General features: G+C 59.1%; 16 protein-coding genes and 1 pseudogene. 8 read left to right on the top strand and 9 right to left on the bottom strand.

The features are described 5' to 3' along the window. Positions 1–335, bottom strand: a 335-nt coding sequence (locus IB248_RS22255; protein WP_192241684.1) for a helix-turn-helix domain-containing protein, incomplete at its 3' end; no start/stop codon positions are given. A gap of 101 nt (positions 336–436) precedes the next feature. Next, positions 437–837 (bottom strand): annotated as a pseudogene (locus tag IB248_RS22250) (helix-turn-helix domain-containing protein); the annotation flags it as partial. A gap of 256 nt (positions 838–1,093) precedes the next feature. On the opposite strand from IB248_RS22250, the gene IB248_RS22245 reads away from it, so the two are divergent. The 3 genes from IB248_RS22245 to IB248_RS22235 all read left to right on the top strand — a co-directional run bounded on the left by IB248_RS22245 (position 1,094) and on the right by IB248_RS22235 (position 4,758). Next, complete coding sequence (locus tag IB248_RS22245; RefSeq protein ID WP_018858285.1) at positions 1,094–1,531, top strand: universal stress protein; 438 nt, start codon at positions 1,094–1,096, stop codon at positions 1,529–1,531. A gap of 497 nt (positions 1,532–2,028) precedes the next feature. Then, entirely contained in the window at positions 2,029–4,077 is a 2,049-nt protein-coding gene (locus IB248_RS22240) for a methyl-accepting chemotaxis protein (RefSeq protein WP_246733904.1), read from the top strand. Between the two features lie 387 nt (positions 4,078–4,464). Next, positions 4,465–4,758 carry a hypothetical protein gene (locus IB248_RS22235; protein WP_169684457.1) on the top strand — a complete coding sequence of 98 codons (294 nt, stop codon included), beginning with the start codon at positions 4,465–4,467 and terminating at the stop codon, positions 4,756–4,758. 43 nt (positions 4,759–4,801) lie between these two features. Here the strand turns inward: IB248_RS22235 and IB248_RS22230 are convergent, their stop codons facing one another. The 5 genes from IB248_RS22230 to IB248_RS22210 form a co-directional block, all read right to left on the bottom strand. Then, positions 4,802–6,118 (bottom strand): glucoamylase family protein, encoded by a 1,317-nt coding sequence (locus tag IB248_RS22230; protein ID WP_169684458.1) that lies wholly within the window; start codon positions 6,116–6,118, stop codon positions 4,802–4,804. A gap of 163 nt (positions 6,119–6,281) precedes the next feature. Then, positions 6,282–8,729, bottom strand: coding sequence for a phosphoketolase family protein (locus IB248_RS22225; RefSeq protein WP_026371934.1), 2,448 nt, complete (start codon positions 8,727–8,729; stop codon positions 6,282–6,284). A gap of 30 nt (positions 8,730–8,759) precedes the next feature. Further along, entirely contained in the window at positions 8,760–10,469 is a 1,710-nt protein-coding gene (locus IB248_RS22220; RefSeq protein ID WP_018858280.1) for an SbmA/BacA-like family transporter, read from the bottom strand. A 177-nt stretch (positions 10,470–10,646) separates the two neighbouring features. After that, the gene (locus IB248_RS22215) at positions 10,647–10,943 is read right to left on the bottom strand and encodes a hypothetical protein (RefSeq protein WP_051085606.1); all 297 of its coding nucleotides are present in this window, start codon (positions 10,941–10,943) and stop codon (positions 10,647–10,649) included. Between the two features lie 367 nt (positions 10,944–11,310). After that, the gene (locus IB248_RS22210) at positions 11,311–12,504 is read right to left on the bottom strand and encodes an MFS transporter (protein WP_169684459.1); all 1,194 of its coding nucleotides are present in this window, start codon (positions 12,502–12,504) and stop codon (positions 11,311–11,313) included. A gap of 423 nt (positions 12,505–12,927) precedes the next feature. On the opposite strand from IB248_RS22210, the gene IB248_RS22205 reads away from it, so the two are divergent. The 5 genes from IB248_RS22205 (at position 12,928) to IB248_RS22185 (ending at position 18,815) form a co-directional block, all read left to right on the top strand. After that, entirely contained in the window at positions 12,928–14,067 is a 1,140-nt protein-coding gene (locus IB248_RS22205; RefSeq protein ID WP_018858277.1) for an alpha/beta hydrolase, read from the top strand. Between the two features lie 161 nt (positions 14,068–14,228). Next, positions 14,229–15,839 carry an arylsulfatase gene (locus tag IB248_RS22200; RefSeq protein WP_192241682.1) on the top strand — a complete coding sequence of 537 codons (1,611 nt, stop codon included), beginning with the start codon at positions 14,229–14,231 and terminating at the stop codon, positions 15,837–15,839. A 366-nt stretch (positions 15,840–16,205) separates the two neighbouring features. Continuing rightward, positions 16,206–17,180, top strand: coding sequence for a formylglycine-generating enzyme family protein (locus IB248_RS22195; RefSeq protein WP_169683521.1), 975 nt, complete (start codon positions 16,206–16,208; stop codon positions 17,178–17,180). A 13-nt stretch (positions 17,181–17,193) separates the two neighbouring features. Then, positions 17,194–18,171: an HAD family hydrolase gene (locus tag IB248_RS22190; protein WP_018116962.1), complete on the top strand. Its 978-nt coding sequence runs from the start codon at positions 17,194–17,196 to the stop codon at positions 18,169–18,171. A gap of 68 nt (positions 18,172–18,239) precedes the next feature. Next, positions 18,240–18,815 (top strand): DUF1269 domain-containing protein, encoded by a 576-nt coding sequence (locus IB248_RS22185; protein WP_018116961.1) that lies wholly within the window; start codon positions 18,240–18,242, stop codon positions 18,813–18,815. 161 nt (positions 18,816–18,976) lie between these two features. Here IB248_RS22185 and IB248_RS22180 read toward each other — a convergent pair whose 3' ends face one another. Both IB248_RS22180 and IB248_RS22175 read right to left on the bottom strand, forming a co-directional pair. Further along, positions 18,977–20,728, bottom strand: coding sequence for a tetratricopeptide repeat protein (locus IB248_RS22180; RefSeq protein WP_169683523.1), 1,752 nt, complete (start codon positions 20,726–20,728; stop codon positions 18,977–18,979). Positions 20,729–20,857: 129 nt separating this feature from the next. Then, positions 20,858–21,166: a hypothetical protein gene (locus IB248_RS22175; protein ID WP_018858272.1), complete on the bottom strand. Its 309-nt coding sequence runs from the start codon at positions 21,164–21,166 to the stop codon at positions 20,858–20,860. Positions 21,167–21,250: the final 84 nt, after the last annotated feature.

Here is a 21,250-nt window from a genome sequence, read left to right as displayed (position 1 = left end):
ACCAGGCCGTTGCGGTCGAGGACGGCATGCACGGTTGAGATCGCCGGCGTGTGAACATCCGGATACAGCCGCGCCAGCCGCTCCCTGATCTTCGGTGCGCCCCAGTTGGGCTTGTCCGGCTTGGTCCGCACAATCAGCTTCTCGATTTGGAAAGGAAGCTGATTGGCGTGCCGGTAAGGCCGTCGCGATCGATCTGTCAGTCCTTCCAGACCGCTGTCGTTATAGCGGCTGATGATCTTGTGACCGGTCTTGCGGGAGATGCCGAATTCGCGGCACAGCGCCGCTATCTTCTCGCCATCCAGAACCCGCGCAACGAATTTGAGACGCTCGTCCATGCGGTTGCACTCCTGCAAAGGCACCTTCGCTCTCCTCGCAAAGGCCAAAAGTGTAACCCATGTCTCCGGTATGAACTGTCACCCCTCTCTCGGGAAGGACAGAACTCGCCCTTGAAGTCGGCGCACCACAGATCGTTGGGGCCGATGGCCGCCGACAGCGCCGTGCCCATGGCCTTGTTCGCCCGGTTCCTCTTACGGGCCTGGCTCACAAGGCCGTACCGGTCGAGCACCGCATGCACCGTGCTTCTCGCCGGGATGCGCACGTCGCCGGCCAGACGGCGCACCAGAAGCTCGCGGATCTTGCGCGCCCCCCAGTGCGGCTTCTCCTGGTTGCAACGAACGATCATCGCCGGGACCGGTCCGTCAGGGCCTCCAGCCCGTCCTCCTTGCAGCGATTGAAGATCTTGTAGCCGGTCTTGCGCGAGATCCCGAACGACCGACACACCTCGCCCATACCTTCGCCCTCCAGCAAACGGGCGACAAATCGAAGACGCTCATCCATGACCGAAGTCTCCGGTACGTTCTGTCACCTATCTCTCAGGTCGGGCATCGCCTACCTTGGCATTAGAAGCTGCGCTTTGCCACGTTCCGCGATGCCCTCTCGTGTTCGCACGCCAGAGTCTAAAGTCGCGCGCCCTCCGTCGCATTCGTCAATATCGGGAAACATGTTCGCCATCTTGACGCGGATCAATGTTCGACATGGACAGTCCGCTAGGTTTGGATGAATTTATTGTACCACGATCTGGAACGGATGTCCCATGTACAAGCGTATACTCATTCCAACCGACGGCTCGGAGCTTGCTTCCAAGGGCGTCGATCACGGTCTTGCACTTGCAAAGGCGCTCGGCATTCCAGCGACGGTCATCAACGTCACGGTGCCGCTGGCTGGCTTTGCGCTTCAGGGAGTAGTTCAGGCACAGGCCATGGACAGCTATACTCACGCGGTGAAAGAAGACCTGATCGAGATCGAAAGAATTGTCCGCAACAAGTCGGCGAAAGCGCAGGTGACGGTCGATTTTGTCCACGAGATAAATAGCTCTCCTGCTACGGCCATTCTCGAGACTGCTCAGGCAAAAAACTGCGACCTGATCGTTATTTCCTCACATGGGCGCACGGGCATCGGAAGAATGATACTTGGCAGCCAAACCCAGCAGGTCCTCGCCAATTCGACCGTTCCTGTTCTTGTCGTCAGATAACGGCATCGGCATTCGTGGACTCTTAAGGCGTCTGGCAAAGGCAACAAGGGATACTCGACGTTGCCCAGTGGAGCGATCCCTAATGGCCAAACTGAGCGAGAGCGGTACTTCAAATAAAAAAAAGTGACTAAGGGCAAACACTATTAAATCTGTTGATAGTACCTAGCAACAAACAAGATTTGAATTTTGTTATACTATGAGTTATTTCGATATTCTGCAAATTGACGAAAATCAATTATAACTTTTTCTCGAAATTTACATTTTATTAACCCAGAAATGCTATGCGAACTATGGAGATTATTCAAATCTTGAAAGATCAAGGTCAGATCTCCCGATCGGAACCACTGCGTCGCGCGCATTTTGGAAAGTAGTGTTTTGCGACGTTTCGGCCTCGTGGTCTTGCAACGTTGTCGGCGAAATGACGAGCGTCCGGCCATTCTTATACCGAAGCCGGAATTCATGACGATCGCGCCGGTTTACCTAGGCGAATAACCGACATGAATTTACCCGCCTTCTTTTCACGTATCAGCACGAAACTCGCCCTCATGTCCGCTGCCGGCATTGCGATGATGCTCGTCATGCTGGCTGGCCTTTGGTTAGAGGATCGCTCGGTCGGCCAGAGCGCCATACTCGAACGGCAACAGGTCGGCGCATCACGCGACTATGTCGAGGCCAAGGCCGCCATTCGCGGCATGCAGATCGAGAGCCTGAACATGCGCCTGGCGAACGCCATGGACGAGGTGCTGCAGGCCAAGTCCGCCGCGCGGGACAATCACGACGCAGCCATCAGAGCCCTGGATTCGGCCCTTTCGATCCTGACAATCCAGGTCAACCAGGAGCGGGTGAAAAACATCAAGGCGCTGGTTGACGAATATTACAACACGAGCGGCCAGCTCGCGGAGTTCCTCCGCACGAAACTGAGCGCGGCGGGCGTCGACGCAAGCCTCGCCGCCAAGGAACGGGAATTCGTTACACACCAGATCGATCTCATCCAGAAGACGATGTCCCTCCTCGATGAGGCCGGCACGATCGCAAAGGGCCGTGCGACAACAGCCGCCGCAGCTTCGAACGTGGCCCTCAATTCGATGGAAACCACATCGCTCGCCGGTGGATTTCTCGTGATGATTACTCTTCTCGGCGCCGCTCTCTTCGGCGCGAAAGCGCTGGCAAAGCCGATCGGTCGTATCACCGAAAACATGAGTGTCCTGGCGAGCGGCAATCTCGGCGCCGAGATCCCTTTCACTGGGCGCAGCGACGAGATCGGCGACATGGCGCGCGCCGTCGCAGTGTTCAAGCAGAACGGCCTCCGGGTTCGCGAGCTGAATGCACATGAAGCTGCCCTTCATGCCAAGAGTGTTGATCTGCAGTCGAGCATCGGCGTGGTGGTCTTGGCCGCCGTTGGCGGTGATTTCACGCGGCGTATCGCCAAGGACTACGGCGATGCCGACCTCAACCGCTTTGCCACGCAAGTCAACGAACTGGTGGCCTCCGTCGATCGCGGCGTCGCAGAGACCCGGCGTGTCGTGGCTGCCCTTGCCGAGGGTGATTTGACCGAAACGATGCGCGGCGAGTTCCAGGGCGCCTTCGGCGAACTCAGGGACAATGTCAACGCGACCATGGCCAACCTGCGCTCGGTGCTCGGCGAGGTGCGCGCCGCCGTCGACACGATCAACAGCGGCTCGAGCGAAATACGCAGCGCCTCGGGCGACCTCTCCAAGCGCACCGAACAGCAGGCGGCTTCGCTGGAGGAAACCTCCTCCGCTTTGGAAGAGATCACCGTCGCGGTGAAAAATTCCACCGAACGGGCAACAGAGGCGAGCCATATGGTCGACGAGGCGCGCCGCAGCGCCGAGCGGTCGAGCGCGGTTGTCAAGGACGCCGTATCAGCCATGAGACGCATTGAGCAGGCCTCGGGCGAAATCGGTCAGATCATCAACGTCATCGACGAGATCGCCTTCCAGACGAACCTGCTGGCGCTCAATGCCGGAGTGGAAGCGGCCCGCGCCGGCGAGGCCGGCAAAGGCTTCGCCGTCGTCGCCCAGGAAGTGCGCGAACTGGCGCAGCGTTCCGCCAATGCCGCAAAGGACATCAAGACGCTCATCGGCCGCTCCAGCGCGGAAGTCGACGCAGGCGTCACGCTGGTGACGGCAACCGGTGAGGCGCTCGGGCTGATCCAGGGGCATGTGATCAAAATCAACGAACATGTTCATTCGATCGCGACGGCCGCGAAGGAACAGTCAACGGGACTGTCGGAAGTCAGCATGGCGGTGAATGAGATGGATCAGGTCACCCAGCGGAATGCTGCCATGGTAGAGGAGTCGACAGCGGCGACCAACCGGCTGGCGGACGAGGCTTCGAACCTCTCGCGACTGATCGCCCGCTTCAACCTCGGAACAGGCGGCCCGGCTGCGAGCGCGTATTCCGCTCCACGCGCCACCCGGGATAGCGGGCCTGCCGCCTCGCCGGCCCGCAAACTGGTGGGGAAAGTCGCGGCCGCCTTCCACGGAAACGCCGCTCCCGCCCATGACAATTGGGAGGAGTGCTGACATCGGCGTACCGCGCTGCCGATATTTCTGATCGGGATTGGTGATGAGACCGCATTCACCCTAACGGGATTGATCCGACATGCCGAATCATAAATCAGCGCAAGCTGCATGATGCGGCATGTTCCATACCGGGCAGGCAAGTCCTCGATCGTCGATTACATCGCCTCGCTCTCGGCTCGCCGCGTTTGAGCGCACCGTTGAAACTGAAGCCGCCCGATGCCCAGCGAATTCTCGGTAGAACGAGCCGGCAGGCGACAGACCGCGGAACAATTGCTGTTCTATGCTTCCCCGAGCATCCTATTCGAGAAAACACCGGAAATAGAGGGTCGACTGTAGGTTTGACTTGCGACATTGTAGTATTGCTGCAGTTCACGCGGGGTGCATGTCATGTCGTACTCGCAAACGCTCCCAGTCTATGCGTCCGTTCTGGTGACGGGCGTTGTTGCACCGCTGTTCGCGTTGTCGGCGGCCGAAACAGCAGTCGTCAAAACGGTGCGGGATCCATCGATATCAATCCTCGTCAGAGCCGACCTCGAACAAGGCGCGCTATCGGCGCCCGCCACCTCGATTGACTGGTGGTTGCGGGACGATATCGTTCATACGTCGCAGGCGACGGACGGGAAGAAGAGTGTCTTCAATCGAAATTGGCTGAAGGACGACCAGCTTCGCGGCTCCCACTGATCAACTTGGCAGGGCATCGTTGGGTGGATCGCCGCGGGCGCGCCTACAGCCAGCCGCCGGTGAACCCCGCTCGCCGCAACCCCCTGACAATAGGCTCGCAATCACGCATCAGCGTCCACAAAAGGCCGGTGCGGTAATTCTCAATCATCAGCGCCACCGGCCCCTGGTCAATCCCGAAGTGGTACGGGCTGATCCACCAGCCAGTCGGACTGTTCGGATCCTTGAAGGTCTGATTGAATGATGGCTTGAAGCCGTAAAGCCTAGTCATCCCCAGCTTCATGCCCGCGAACTTCCGGACGGTCGGAAGGACAATCTCGGGCGCAAAAGGCAGGGATGCCACGACAACCCAGGGCGCTACGGTCCCGTCATCAGGCCCGAAGGGCGCGCCACGGGCAACATAATCGAAGAACTCGCGACGAACCCCGCCGACATCCGCCTTCACCCAGCCCGGGCCGTCACACGCGGTAAATCCCCAGCAATGCTCACCATAACCCTCGAACTGCATTGGATTTCGGATCGCATACTCCTGATGGACAAAGGTCGCTTGCCGGCTGTTCTGGAAGTAGTCACTGTCATGCTCGTGCATGAACTGATCGCGGATGCCTCGGAAATCGATCCACATATGCGATAGCTGGTGGGTGAACAGCGGACCGGAATAGAGCAGCTCGCGGCCGTAAATGTTCCGCCATTCGTAGCTTTCCGTGTAGGCCTCATAGCTCTCGGGCGGCAGCGGATGCGACGGTGATCCCAGCCCCAATATGTAGAGAAGCAGGCCTTCGTCATAACCACGCCAACGGTAAGGAATGAAGCCACTCTCGGGTCGCCAGCCATGCGTCAGGGTAGCGCCCTGATCCCGCGCCCAGTTCCAGTCTGCACGCTCGTATAGCGCCGTCGCAAGCGTCCTGATCTTCGCTTCTTCGGCGCTCTCCCCGTCAAAATAGGTGGCGACTGTCAGCGCACCAGCGAACAGAAAGGCCGAGTCGATCGTCGACAGCTCGCATTCCCACACCCGCTGTCCCGTCTCAATGTCGAGAAAATGATAGAAGAAGCCCTTGTGGCCCGAGGCGTCCGGCTCGGGGCCCTGGTGGCATTGCATCAGGAATTCGAGCCTGCGCCGGACCATCTTGACGGCAAACTCGCGAATGAGGACGCCACGCTCCACGACGACGGGAATGGTGGCGAGCGCCATGCCGATGGCAGCGATGCTTGCCGGTGCGCCGGGTTGCGTCTTGTCGCGAACGAGGCCGTTGTCCGGGTTCGTAGAATGCAGATAGTAGAGCACCGAGGTGAACTGCAGTCGCGCAAAGTCCTCGTCGGTCAGCCCCGACTCCAAGTTTGGCCTGGGTGACACCGCAACCATGGCTTCCCCTCCCATACAGCTTTGCAATCGCTTGCCGCCAACGGCATCGTACCAATACGCACTTCGCCACTCGAACGGGCGCCAGCAGCCTGCGTCCTCTGCATCGTCTTTGATAGTGCCCCCCGGAGCAACGGCTCCGGGAGGCACCCGGCTGCGCCGAACGCTACGTGTTGTCGCCTTCCGTCGATGTCCTTTGCTTGCTTGCCGCCCCTCCGAGGACGCCCCACTTCCAGCCGGTGATTTCAGGCATGTCATCACCGTGCTTTTCAATGTAATGCCGGTGCTCGATCAGCTTCTCGCGGATCGCTTGCTTGAAGTAGGCGGCGCGGGCACCGAGTTGCGGCAGTCGATCGATGACGTCTTCGACAAGGTGGAAGCGATCGAGCTGGTTCAAAACGACCATATCGAAAGGTGTCGTCGTCGTCCCCTCCTCCTTGTATCCGCGGACGTGCAGATTGTCGTGGTTCGTGCGCCGGTAGGTCAACCGGTGAATCAGCCAGGGATATCCATGGAACGCAAAGATGATCGGCTTGTCCTTGGTGAAGAGCGCATCGAAATCGGCGTCGGAAAGCCCATGGGGGTGCTCGCTCGACGGCTGCAACTTCATGAGGTTGACGACGTTGATGACGCGCACCTTCAATTCCGGTAGATGTTCGCGGATCATCTGCACCGCCGCCAGCGTCTCCAGCGTTGGCACGTCGCCGCAGCACGCCATGACGACATCAGGCTCGCCGCCCTTGTCGTTACTGGCCCATTCCCAGATACCGAGGCCCTGGGCGCAGTGCTTGACGGCTTGATCCATAGTCAGCCATTGCGGCGCCGGCTGCTTGCCGGCAACGACGACGTTCACGTAGTTGCGGCTCCGGAGGCAATGGTCGGTAACGGAAAGCAGCGTGTTGGCATCCGCCGGCAGATAGACGCGGATCACCTCGGCCTTCTTGTTGACCACATGGTCGATGAACCCCGGATCCTGGTGGCTGAAGCCGTTGTGGTCCTGGCGCCAGACATGCGAGCTCAGGAAATAGTTGAGGGACGCGATCGGACGGCGCCATGGAATATCGTTGCACACCTTCAGCCATTTGGCGTGCTGATTGAACATCGAGTCGATGATGTGAATGAAGGCTTCATAGCATGAGAAGAAGCCATGCCGCCCTGTCAGAAGGTACCCTTCAAGCCAGCCTTGGCATTGATGCTCGCTCAACACCTCCATCACCCGGCCATCGGGCGACAGGTGGTCGTCCTCGGGATAGATTTCGGCCATGTAGCAACGATTGGTGACCTCAAGCACGTCCTGCCAGCGGTTCGAGTTGTTCTCGTCGGGACTGAACAATCGGAAATTCTTGGTGTTCAGGTTCAGTTTCATGACATCGCGAAGAAACTTGCCCATCACCCGGGCAGATTCGGTCGTCGTCGCTCCGGGGCTAGGGACGGAAACCTCGTAGTCACGGAAGTCGGGCAGCCTCAGGTCACGCAGGAGCAGGCCACCATTCGCATGCGGATTGTCGCTCATCCGGCGAATGCCAGTCGGGGCTAGCGCAGCGAGTTCGGCGCGCAGCTTACCGTCGTCATCGAAGAGCTCTTCGGGCTTATATTCCTTCATCCACTGCTGAAGGATCTTGATGTGTTCCGGCTTGTCCATTTCGCCCATCGGGACCTGGTGCGACCGCCAGTAATCCTCGCATTTCTTGCCGTCGATTTCACTCGGGCAAGTCCAGCCCTTTGGCGTGCGGAAAACAATCATCGGCCAGGCCGGGCGTTTCAGATTGCCCTTCTCGCGCGCCTCCCCCCAGATCCGCTTGATCTCGGCAACGGCTGTATCCATCGCTGCCGCCAGTTGCTGCTGCACCTTGTCGGGCTCGTGCCCTTCGACGAAGAGGGGCGCATAGCCCATCCCCTCGAAAAGCTTCCGCAGCTCCTCCTCGGGAATGCGGGCTAAGAAGCATGGATTGGCGATCTTGTAGCCATTGAGATGCAGGATCGGCAGTACGCATCCGTCACGGGCTGGATTGAGAAACTTGTTGCTGTGCCAGCTCGTGGCAAGCGGGCCGGTCTCCGCCTCGCCGTCGCCAACGACGCAGGCGACGATCAGGTCCGGATTGTCGAAGGCCGCGCCATAGGCATGGCTCAAGGCATAACCCAGTTCGCCACCCTCGTGGATGCTTCCAGGCGTTTCAGGGGCGACGTGGCTCGGAATGCCGCCGGGAAAGCTGAACTGCTTGAATAGGGTCTTCATCCCTTCGGCGTCCTGGCCGATATTGTGGTAGACTTCGCTGTATGTCCCTTCCAGGTAGGCATGTGCGACCAGCGAAGGTCCGCCATGGCCCGGCCCGATCACGTAGATCATGTTGAGGTCGTCGCGCTTGATCACGCGGTTCAGATGCACATAGAGCATGTTCAGGCCGGGCGACGTTCCCCAGTGACCGAGAAGCCGCGGCTTGATATGCTCCCGCTTGAGCGGCTCTCTCAGTAGCGGATTGTCGAGCAGATAGATCTGCCCGACAGAGAGATAGTTCGATGCACGCCAATAGGCGTCCATTAAGCGGAGTTCTTCGGCCCCAAGCGGAGCACTCGTCTTCTGATGGTCGTTGGTTGCACGAGCGGCGTTCGTCATCATCAGCCTCCTATCGACTTTTTTGTCGTCTCAATTTGCGTGCTTTGCACCGCTGCCGTTCCCGCGGTCATGCGGCGTATTCCACTGCCATGCGCCACTATCGTCAAAGTCCAGGATGGCGTCATAGGATGATATGTCGGCGGCGCTTCCGATATGAACGCAGGCGATGCCGTCATTTGCAAAGCGTGTCATGATCCGGAAAAGTGTCTCCCAGCCAACCATAGCCTCGGTTCTCTCAAGCAAGATGACATGCGGCTTCGCAACGCATGCGCTCGCCAGCATGAGCAGGCACTGCTCTCTTTGCGTCAGAACGGTATGCCATTCCACTTCTTGTTGAAATTCCTCGATCTTAGAAATGCGCTGAAGTTCAAATTCGGCAAGTAGCAGCGCAATGCGTTCGTCCGAAATTTCCGGGCTCGCGGCCGGGGGAATGAACAGTTGTCGAAGTGTCCCTGGCGGAAAATAGGGGTGCTGCGGCAGGAAGCGTATGCCTTCAGCCGTGGGGCGAAAAATCTGGCCGGTGCCGGGATAAGCAACACCTGCGGTAGCCCTGAAAAGTGCGCTCCCTTGGTCCTCTCGAGCGCATGTCACCATGACGCGGGCACGAGGCGGGATGGCGACGGTCAACTCCTGCAGCAACGACGATCCGTCCCGCTCCGACAATATCGTGAGTTTCTCATACGACAGGTCGTCCCGGGTCTCATCGACCTGAATCTTGGCACCCCCCTTTGGTCTCTCTATCGCCTCCGAAAGAGTACTCAGGCGCGCCACCACTGCAGCAAAACTGGAGATCGAGTTGAATTGGTTGATGATCAGCGAAAAAGCGCCCACCAGCATGGCGAATGCTGCCGCGGACTGCGTAATCACCCCAAATTCGATATCACCGCGGAAGAAGGCCGGCGCGACAATCAATGCAGGGATGATCTGGATCAGCCAGTTGTAGCCCGTCGTGAAGAAGCCGACATTGCGGTTCACCGATGTTATGTTGCGAAAGTTGGTCACCAGGTCATCAATTCGGACCGCGAGAAAAGACTTCATACGCGGCTCGCTGCCGGTCAGCAAAATTCGCTCTGCATTCTCCCTTGCTTGGATGAGCCCCGTGCGGAAACTCGCCTCCTTGTCGAGCTGGTCATAGTTCAGCTTGATGAGCGGGCGGCCCAGCCAGACCGTGAGAAACGAGCCGCAGGCAGCATAAAGGACCGCCACGGCGAACAAGACGGGGTTGATGGATAAAAGTACCCCTGAAAATGAAAGGATCGTTAGCCCGCTGCTGAAGATCATGAGCAGGAAGGACAGTGTGGTCACGGTAAATGCGCGGATATCTTCGGAAATGCGCTGATCCGGATACGAGAGTCCTCCCGAAACACCGAGGCGGTAAAAGGCTCCGTCAGTAAGATAGAGATTGACGGCGCGACGCGTCAGAAAGTCTCTCCATGTGAGGGCCAGCCGCTCCTCCGTAAAGCGCGCATAAACCGATGCGATCGTGGAGCCGGCAAACACGAGAAGATAGAATATGGCCTGCCGGACAAACTCAGCGATCTGCCTGTCGGCGATCGCCGTCATGAAGTTCCGGCCCACGAAGTTATTCAGCACATTGAGCCCGTTGATCGCGAGGAAGAGCACGACAAGGCATGCGGTCAGAAGCTTTGCCGTGCCGCCGACCTCCGAGGACATGAAAACGCGCACCGAGCGCAGAAAGCGACCAGCCGTTACCCTGAAAGGAGTTCGCAGCTCTTCCATGCTCCTCCCAACCTTCACCTAGAAAATGAAGCCCGCCTCCCCGACGGCCTCCTCGAAGGCTATTTCATGCGACGTAGGTTCAGGCCCAACGTCGAACGACATTCCGGCACTTCTCCACCGCCCGCGCGCATGCTGGCCCTGGTCCGGCCAATTCTCCAGAGCCAGTGCGTTGCGGGGCTAGGATTTAAGGTCGTGCGCCTGCCCTGACTCGCGCAATTCCTTGAGGGTTTTGCCCAAGCAGCTTCCCCCGTCGGATCCGCCCACGGCCTTTGCTTTACCGTCCAGCGTAATCGTCCCCGCAATCCGGTCGGAGGCTGAAAAAGTGGCGGTGCCGTCTTTCGTCACCCTGGACAAATAGAATGCGTGGTAGGTGCCCTTGTATTCACAGCTGATAACCATCGGAAAATCGTCAAAGGGATCTTGTGCGTATGCGAACGCGCTGGTCAGAACCGATGCCCCACAAGCGACGAGCATTGCAATCGATATATTGAGAAATGCAGTGATACTGCGAAGCGACACATGTTCCATTGATCGAACCCCAACTGCGTGAAGAACGCGAATTCGCAAGGTGTCTCTAGGCATGCATTCAAGTGGCTATCAGCGGCTGTAAGTATGTCGCAGCATGCCGCTGTTAGGCAAGAAAATTGTGGTCAGCAAGGACACAATTTTACCGGGAAAAGAGGCATCTTGGAGGAACACCGAGGAGCGCGCCTCCCGGGGCGCCGCCTTTCCCCACCTAGTTAGGCGCACAGGTACTCCACCGTCCACAGAAGCAATGGTGGCCAACGCGATGGGCTCACGTCAACCACCGTTCCCGGGACGTCGGAATTCGCCTCGCGGGTTAGGCGGGCTGGGTCACAGTATCGCTATCCGCTGTCGAACGACCGTCCAGAGCGCCACTCCAGAGCGTCAGGACCAAGGCTCCGCCCACGAGAATTGCGCCAACCCAGGGTGTCGCCTCAAGCCCCAGCGAAGATTCCACCACAAGGCCGCCGATCCATGCGCCCGCGGCGATACCGAGGTTGAAGGCGGCGATATTCAGGGCCGATGCCACATCGACGGCGGCGGGACGAACCTGCTTCGCCAACTGCACGACATAAATCTGCAGGCCGGGCACGTTGGCGAACGAGAGGAAGCCGAGTGCCGCCAGCGTCGGGACGACCAGCCAGCGCGATGGCGCGGTGAAACTGAAGAGTACCAGCACGATCGCCTGGGCGATGAACAAGCCGGTCAGGGCGCGTACCGGGCTGCGATTGGCAAGTTTGCCGCCGGCGACGTTGCCAATGGCGATCGCGATGCCATAGACCACGAGGATGATGCTGACCGTGCTGGCAGCAAAGCCGGTGATCTCCTGCAGGATCGACGCCAGGAACGTAAAGGCGACGAAGGTGCCGCCATAGCCAAGTGCGGTCATGGCGAAGACGATCAACAGGCGGCCGCTGCCGAGCACGCGGATCTGGTCGCCGACGCTGGCGGCCGGTGCCTTCTTGAGGTTCGAAGGCAGCAACACTGCAATCGCAACGAAGGCAATCGCACCGAGGCCTGCTACCGCCGCAAATGTTGCGCGCCAGCCGAAGATCTGACCGATCAGAGTGCCAAGCGGGACGCCTGTTACGATGGCGACCGTCAAGCCCATGAACATCATCGCGATCGCCGAGGCGCGACGGTTCTCGGGAACGAGATCAGCTGCGATCGTCGAGCCGACGGAGAAGAAGACGCCATGTGCGAAGGCTGAAAGGACGCGCGCAACCAGCAACGGAGCATAGCTTGGGCTGATTGCCGCCATGCCGTTGCCGACGATGAAGAGCGCCATAAGGCCGAGAAGCAATGGTTTTCTTGCGATGCGCCCGGTCAAAGCCGTTAGCACCGGCGCGCCGAATGTGACGCCGAGCGCATAGACGCTGACAATCAATCCCGCCAACGGCAGACTGATCTGGAGATCTGAAGCAACGGTCGGCAACAAGCCGACGATGACGAATTCCGTGGTTCCGATCGCGTAGGCCGCGATCGTCAAAGCAAAGAGAGCAGTTGGCATGATGTGCCTCAAAATGATGTTGCCGGTCTGCCGGCTTGGTTGACTGGCGAACATATGGAGGCACTGGATTTAGGTGATAAGCGGTCACTTGGTCCAAGCATCTGTGAACCGAATTCACAAAACGACCAAACCTGGCACGACCAAGCGCAGCAGACGGATTGCCTGGCAACCAAGCGGCAGGCAAAGCTCGTTGCGGTTCGGTAACACTTACTTAAAACTCGTCGTGGCCCTAGGGCATGGAGCGCGAATTGCACGTAACATTCGCGTCGTTTCTGTGAGAGTACTTCACCAAAGCCCGGCCACCGTAAGGTGCTTGCGTTTCAATGAGGGAACCGGAACGTGATTGCTGCCCGTACTGTTCGGACACTTGCACCTTTGCTCGTCGCGGCAGTTCTTGCCAGCTGCGGTCATCCAAGCGGAGTCATGGCCCCTGTTGCGCTATCGGCGGCAACGCAGAATACCTCAAAGGTCAGCATGCTGGTCGCAACCACGCGCGAACCTTCCGGCGACCAGGCGACGCTGTTCACCGGCGAACGCAGCCCAAAGCCCTATCTGACGGCGATTGACGTCTCCATCCCGCCGAAACGGGCCTCAGGCACAGTCCAATGGCCGAAGCGTCTACCGCCCAATCCCGCAACCGATTTTGCGGTGACCAGCGTCAAGGAGATCGACACCGTTCCAGAGGGGCGCGCCTGGTTCCACCAGAACATCCAGGGCGGGCATGCGCTGGTCTTTGTCCACGGCTTCAACAACAAGTACGAGGATTCCGTCTTCCGTCTGGCCCAGATCGTCCACGATTCAGGGATGCAGGCGACCCCTATCCTGTTCACATGGCCGTCACGCGCGCAGCTTACCGCCTATGAATACGACAAGGAAAGCACCAACTATTCACGCACGGCGCTCGAGCAGGCGCTGCGGACGCTAGCCGCCGACCCCGACGTCAAGGACATCACGATCCTCGCTCATTCAATGGGCACCTGGCTGACCATGGAATCCCTGCGGCAGATGGGTATCCGCGACGGACACGTGAACAGCAAGATCCACAACGTCATTCTCGCGTCCCCGGATATCGATATTCAGGTCTTTGCCAAGCAGTTCGCGGAGATGGGCACGCCGACGCCGAAATTCACGATCTTCGTGTCTCAGGATGACAAGGCGCTTGCGGTTTCAAGTTTCATCACGGGAAAGGTCTCGCGTTTGGGCGCGATCGATCCGACCGTTGAGCCCTATCGCTCGAAACTCGAAGCCGCCGGCATTACCGCCATCGATCTCACCAAGGTCAAAGGCGAAGGCCTGAACCACGGCAAGTTCGCCGAAAGTCCTGAAATCGTTCAGCTGATTGGCCAGCGGATCGTCACCGGTCAGACGCTGACGGATTCCAACGTCACGCTCGGCCAAGGACTTACCGCTGTCGTCGGCGGAACAGTGACGACCATCGGTAACGTCGCAGCCACGGCTGTCGCCGCGCCGGTGACGGTGCTTGAACAGCCGATGCGGGCCAAGAAGCGCCCTGTCGACGAAACCCTGCAAGGCGATCTCAAACCACAGCAGTTGACCCAGTAGCAATCAGGCATTCTGTGCGCTGTTACGTCGTGACCCTCGTTTGTTACCGTAACGTACTTACCGACCAACGCTTTTCAGTGGGAATCTGCGGCCGAGTTTGGCCTACCTACAATCAGGAGAGCGTAGATGTTGAATCACCTGCATGGACAAGGGAGATCGCAATGAGTGCATCTCTCTCAAAACGGCTTCGGCACGCCGGCGCAGCTTTGGCATTGGCGCTGGCCTCGACATCCCTCAGCTATGGGATCGCCCATGCGCAGCCGGCGACGCCGGCTCAAGATACGACCAAACCGAATATACTCGTCATCTTCGGTGACGACATCGGCCAGACAAACATCAGCGCCTATTCGATGGGCGTCGTGGGCTACAAGACGCCCAATATTGATCGTATTGCCAAGGAAGGCATGCTGTTCACCGACTATTACGCCGAGAACAGCTGCACTGCCGGCCGCTCGACATTCATTACCGGCCAGGTCTGCCTCCGTACGGGTCTCTGCAAGGTCGGCATTCCCGGAGCAACGGTCGGCTTGCAGGCGCGTGACATTACCATCGCGCAGGCGCTGAAGCCACTCGGCTATGCAACCGGCCAGTTCGGCAAGAACCACCTCGGCGATCGCGACGAGTTCCTGCCAACGCAGCATGGCTTCGACGAGTTCTTCGGCAACCTCTATCACTTGAATGCCGAAGAAGAGCCTGAGCGTCCCTATTATCCAAAGAACGACCAGGCGTTCGTGAAAGCGAATTCGCCGCGCGGCGTCTTGCATTCGTTCGCTGACGGACGGGTCCAAGATACTGGCGCTCTTAATCGCAAGCGTATGGAAACGATCGACGATGAAACGACCGCTGCGGCGATCGATTTCATCCAGCGTCAGGCCAAGGAAGGAAAGCCCTTCTTCACCTGGATGAATACCACGCGCATGCACGCTTTTACCCATGTTCGGGATTCGATGCAGGGGCAAAGCGGCATGCCCGGCAACGAATATGCCGATGGCATGATCGAGCATGACGGCGATGTCGGGAAGCTCCTCAAGGCGTTGGACGATCTCAAGATCGCCGACAATACGATCGTCGTCTACACGACGGACAACGGCCCGAACCAGTGGTCTTGGCCAGATGCGGCGACGACCTCTTTCCGAAGCGAGAAGGATACCAACTGGGAAGGCGCCTTCCGCGTTCCGGCGATCGTTCGTTGGCCCGGCCACATCACGGCGGGCGAGGTGTCCAATGAGATGATGTCCGGACTTGACTGGTTTCCGACCTTGCTTGCCGCAGCCGGCGATCCCGGCATCAAGGAACAGCTCCTCAATGGCGCAAGCATCAACGGCAATCAGTTCAAGGTCCATCTCGACGGTTACAACCAGCTTCCTTACCTGACAGGACAGCAGCCGAAGTCCGGACGCGAAGATTTCTACTATTTCAACGATGATGGAGAGGTCGTCGCTTATCGCTATGGCAATTGGAAGATCGTGTTCTGTGAACAGAGGGAGCCGGGCGGCTTCGTGGTATGGGCAAACCCCTTTACTTGTTTGCGTGCGCCGAAGGTCTTCAATCTGCGCATGGACCCCTTCGAGCGCGCCGACGTCGTCTCTGACCAGTATTATGACTGGCTGGCGAAGAATGCCTATCTCATCCAGTACGGCGTCTACCGAGTCGCCCCCTTCTTGCAGACGTTCAAGGACTATCCTCCAAGCCAGCGTTCCGCGAGCTTCAGCATCGATCAGATGGTCGACGCCTTGATGCGCTCGCTGGAGAGCCCAGCGTCAGGAAAATAGCAAAGCGGCGGCGGGCGGCTTTGCTTTTCAAGCAGCCGCCGCGCCAGCGATTCACCGGACGGCCAAGCCCTTGGCGACAGCCTTCCGGTGGCGAACCCTCCAGTCAGGTCAGGTGGCAACAAAAGCTGCCGAACGGCCCTGCAGCACCTGAAGATGCACTCGATTGGCCGCGCGGGCAGCCGCATCGGCCCAACACTGCAACACCCTCCCCCTTCGACGCGCGGAAATCCATTGGCCGAGTTGAATTCATGGCCCACAGCAGCAGATTTACGCCTGATGTAACGTTTTGTGGAAGCCGTGTTACCGTAACGTACTTACGGGTAAGGCAAGACGCGGAATATTAAGGGCAGGCTTTCGGAGGCGACGATGGCACTGGCATTTGACGCAGAACACCGGCCGCAACGTCAGGGCGACGACAATGGCGACCTAGTCTGGATAGCCGGCCGGACCTTCGTGATGGGGTCCAACGACCATTATCCGGAAGAGGCCCCGGCTCATCCTGTTGCCGTCGATGGCTTCTGGATCGAGGCGACGCCTGTCACGAACCGCAAATTCCAGGAATTCGTCAAGGCGACCGGCCACGTAACATTGGCCGAGAAGGCGCCCGACCCGAAGGACTATCCGGGCGCCCTGCCCAACATGCTTCGGGCCGGATCTCTTGTCTTCACACCGCCGAAATCGGTGAGTGGCGCGGATATCGCTCAGTGGTGGAAATTCAAGTTCGGGGCCAACTGGCGGCGACCCTACGGCGGCCTCAGCGACCTCCGCGGCAAGCTCGATCACCCGGTTGTCCATGTCGCCTACTCCGACGCGAAGGCCTATGCCGAATGGGCCGGAATGGATCTGCCGACAGAGGCCGAGTGGGAACTGGCGGCACGTGGTGGGCTTGACGACACTGAATTTGCCTGGGGCGACGAGCTTATGCCCGGTGGTGTTGCCATGGCCAACACCTGGCAGGGCACCTTCCCGACCCACAGCACGAAACCTGACGGCAAGGACCGGACGACACCCGTGCGGTCGTTTGCGCCAAACGGTTACGGCGCCTATGACATGATCGGCAATGTCTGGGAGTGGACGCAGGACTATTGGTCGACGCGACATCCGCAGCCTGCGGCAAAGGCGTGCTGCATCCCCGAGAACCCGCGCGGCGGCGAAAAAGAGGCAAGTTACGATCCCAATCAGCCGAATATTCTTATCCCGAGGCGAGTACTGAAGGGCGGCTCGCATCTTTGCGCCCCGAACTACTGCCGGCGCTATCGCCCGGCGGCGCGCCACGCCGAGCCAGAAGACACGTCCACTAGCCACGTCGGCTTTCGCTGCATTAAACGCGTTGCAACCTGATCAGGAGTATCCGATGTCCCGGTCTGTGCGCTTCCTCCTGCTTTTCTTGCTGTTGCCGGTGAGCGCATTCGCGCAGGAGCTTCCCTCCTGGAACGATGGCAAATCGAAGCAGGCAATTGTCGACTTCATCAAGAAAGTGACAACGCAAGGCGGCGCCGACTACGTGGCGCCCGAGGACCGCATCGCCGTATTCGACAACGACGGTACGCTCTGGACCGAGCAGCCGTTCTACTTCCAACTTGGCTTCATACTGGATCGGGTCAAGGCGCTCGCTCCACAGCACCCCGAGTGGAAGGAAAAGGAACCCTTCAAGTCGATTCTGGCCGGCGATCTCAAGGGTATCGCAAAGAGCGGCGAACGAGGCCTCGTCGAGCTTGTGATGGAGACCCACGCCGGTCTGACGACCGACGATTTCCGCAACATCGTCATCGACTGGTTCGCCACGGCGAGACACCCGAAGACCGGCAAGCCTTACAACGAGATGACATTTCTGCCCATGCGCGAACTGCTGGATTACCTGCGCGCCAATGGCTTCAAGACCTTCATTGTTTCGGGTGGCGGCGTCGAGTTCATGCGCCCGATGACCGAGAAAGCATACGGCATTCCGCCTGAACAAGTCGTCGGAAGCACGATCACGACGCAATACGCGCTCGTCGGCGACATCCCGGTTCTAAACCGCCTTCCGAAAGTCGATTTCGTTGACGATGGCCCGGGCAAGCCGGTGGGCATCAACAAATTCATAGGCAGGCGACCGATCCTTGCCGCAGGCAATTCGGACGGCGACTACGAGATGCTGCGCTGGGTAATGGCTGGCCAGGGACCGCACTTTGCAATGATCATTCATCATACCGACGCAGATCGCGAATACGCCTATGATCGCAAATCGGACTTCGGGAAGCTGGACAAGGCGCTCGACGAGGCGGAGAGCCGCAACTGGCTGCTCGTCGATATGAAAGCCGATTGGAAGAAGATTTACGCGTTTGATCAATAGCCTCCCGGCTGGCGTTTTCCAGCCGTTCAACCGCTCTGTACCCCTGCTATCAAACGAAAGGAACAACAATGTCGGAACTCGTTGTGATCGGCTTCGATGCCATGGATGAAGCAGATAAGGTGTTGTTGAAACTTCACAACCTGAAGAAGGAATATCTGGTCGACCTCGAGGACGCGGTGGTCGTCGTGAGAGATGAAGCCGGCAAGGTCCATCTCAAGCAGAGCCTCAACCTGGCAGCAATCGGGGCCACATCGGGGCTTTTGTCCGGCTCACTCTGGGGCGCCCTGGTTGGTCTGCTATTCCTCAATCCGCTCGCAGGCTTTGCGATCGGCGGGCTCGTCGGTGCAGGCACTGGCGCGATCTCCGGTTCGCTTTCCGACTACGGCATCAACGACGAATTCATCAAGTCTCTTGGCGGAACCATACCGAACTCCTCCTCCGCTCTCTTCGTGCTCATACGCAAGGTGCAGCCGGAAAAAGTCCTGGCAGAGTTCCAGGGGCTGCGTGGCCGCGTACTGAAAACCTCGTTAGCGCCGGATCAGGAGGAGAACCTGCGCAAGGCACTCTCAGGAGGCTCAGACGAAGCGCCCGCCAAGCCAGCCAAACGCCGAACGACTGCCAAAGGGGCAGCCAACCAAAGTTAGACGGCGATCGATACCAGCCACGACTGTAAACCTACATGCAATATCGGCCCGGGCGAGCCGCGCGCAAATGCGCGGCCCTTGCCGCCGGTCGCACGCAGCGAAACACTCTTACGGAACTCGCTGCGCTACCGACGCGGACTCACTACACGCTGCAGCGCCGGCTAAAAGGCAGTCGCTAGCCCCTCCGCTGTGAAGCGGGCGCCCGCTTTCGTCAGTCCTTCTTCGATGGAGGCGGAAAGCAGCGGTTGATAGCGTCGCTGCGCCATTCTCTCGCGGAAGGTCGTCTCGAAATCCGGCGTGAGCTGCCGGAGCTCTGTAAGCCGCTGCGCCGCTTCATCCGACCCGAGTTGCCCGAGTGCGGCAACGCGCAAGACGCTGATCAGGAAATTCCTGTCACTTGCCTGCTCGGCAAGCAGCGAAGCCTCCGACCAATCTCTTCGGCGGTAAGCGTCGAGTGCGAGAACCAGGACCGCATCACGCGGAACGACATCGACTAATCTACCGGCATCGCGCGCAAGAGAAACGCCCGCATCAAAATAGCCCAGCGCGAACAGTGCAAGACCAAGCTTTGCAGCCACATCGGGGTTGTTGGGATTGAGCGCGAGCGCGCGGTTGCCCGCGGCAATCGCCGCGTCGATCCTTCCACTGTAGAATTGCGACAACATCAGCGCCAGGTGCGCCCGGTCCGAAAGCGGCGACAATGAGACTGCCCGGTTGGCAAGCTCGAGCGCACGCGCGAGCTTGCTGTTGTCGGTGATCTCCGCCTGCCCCGCCGCTAGCAGCATTGCCAGCGCTGCGGTTGCGTCGGCATCGTAGCGGTTTGCCGCAATCGTTCTTTCCAGGCAATTGATTGTACGCGCGAGGGCCGATGCCGGGCCGTCGTCCAACTCGTGTTCGGCCTGAAGGACGCATGCGTTGCCAAGCGAGCCCTCAGCCATATCGTGTGCTTCGATGTTGTTGATGATCCCACGTGTAGCAGCAAAGCGGCGCGAGAGTTGCGCGACCAATTCCTCCCGGACCGACGCAACCGTCCTGCCGCTGGTATCGACCCTCTCCAAACCGGATTTGAGAAGATCGCCCGTCGCCGTGTCGACGACCTGCCACCAGATACTGCGATCGTCACCATCACCGTAATATTTCATATCGATTGCGTAGGCGTTCGATCTGGCCGGGCGAAGCACCGAGGCAAGCGGCCTCTCGCGCCGGTCGGCTTGCGAAACCGTCAGAGTCTGAAATTGCGTGAGGGCGGTCAGCAACATGTCCCGAGTAACAGCGGCCTCGTCACGCAGCCCCTCATCCACCGCAGTCAGCGTGAGTGCGACTGTAGGCTTGGCCGTTGTTGTGACGGTACGCGCCGCATAAACGGTGATACCGGTGCCTACGACCACGACCATCAGCAGCGCCAGGGTTGCAGCGAGCCGCAAGGTCGCCCAGAAGGCGCCTTGGACTTTCGGCGCAACCGTAGAAACGGGCAACTGAGGAACCAGCTTTACGGGTTCGCCCCAGGTCGTTGCGGGATGCTCTCGATCATCGATGCCTGGGGATGCACCGGTGGACCGCGTGAAAATCGCAATATAGCGCCCTCTCGGCAATTGAACCGTGACCCCACCATCTTCACCGAAAGCCTCGTAATACTGGCTGAGCGAGGATCGCAATCGGCTGAGCTCGATGCGAACAATGGGATCGAGTGACGGATCGAAATTGCTTTGTCGGCCAAGCACGTCAATGGCGATAGAATAGGCCTTCACGCCCTCGGCGTGCCCAGCGAATTGCTGTTCCGCGATATATTTAAGGATGCTGCGGCTTCTTTCGGTGGCCCTGAACCGCTCGTCGGCGAGCAGACGCTCCAGTTCTCCGCTGGCTTCCGAGCATGAAACGTCATGAGCCCAGCCTTCGTATTCCTTAGCCTTCATTGCCGCCCCGCTACGCAATGCTCAATGCCAAGTAGAACAGATGGGCTTGCCTCGCAGAAAACAAGGGGTTGCAACACAAAACGCTAACAAAACCAAAACGTGACCGACATTGGTGCGAGCTGGTCGGTCCTATTCCAGGCCGCCGCCTCCGCGCTCACGACAGTACTTGATCACGTCTGCCTCGATCTCTGCGCAGACCATTTCATATTCATGGACCATCGCATGGTTCATGTCGCCGGCACTGCTCCTCAGCCGGTCGAGGGTGGAGCTAGCATCCTCATAGGCCTCGCAGAGGCTGCCAAGAGATTCCGACTTCTCCCCGATCAGTTGAAGCCGCCCGCGGACCGAGGGCAGCTTCAGCATCAAGCGGTGTAACCCTCGCCGCTCGGCATCGGAAGGCGTTCTTAGCCCGTCGTTTTCCTTGCCCATGAAGACCACCCCGGCCTCAGTCGGCTTCGTTTGAACAATCTTAGCGAGCCAGTGGCTTGGCGGAAGTACGCAACGGTAACAGACCCGCGTTAA

The organism is Rhizobium sp. RHZ01 (assembly GCF_014851595.1).
Taxonomy (GTDB): Bacteria; Pseudomonadota; Alphaproteobacteria; order Rhizobiales; family Rhizobiaceae; genus Rhizobium; species Rhizobium altiplani.
Note: the sequence above shows the minus strand (reverse complement) of the source record. Positions and strands in the feature narration are given on the sequence as shown.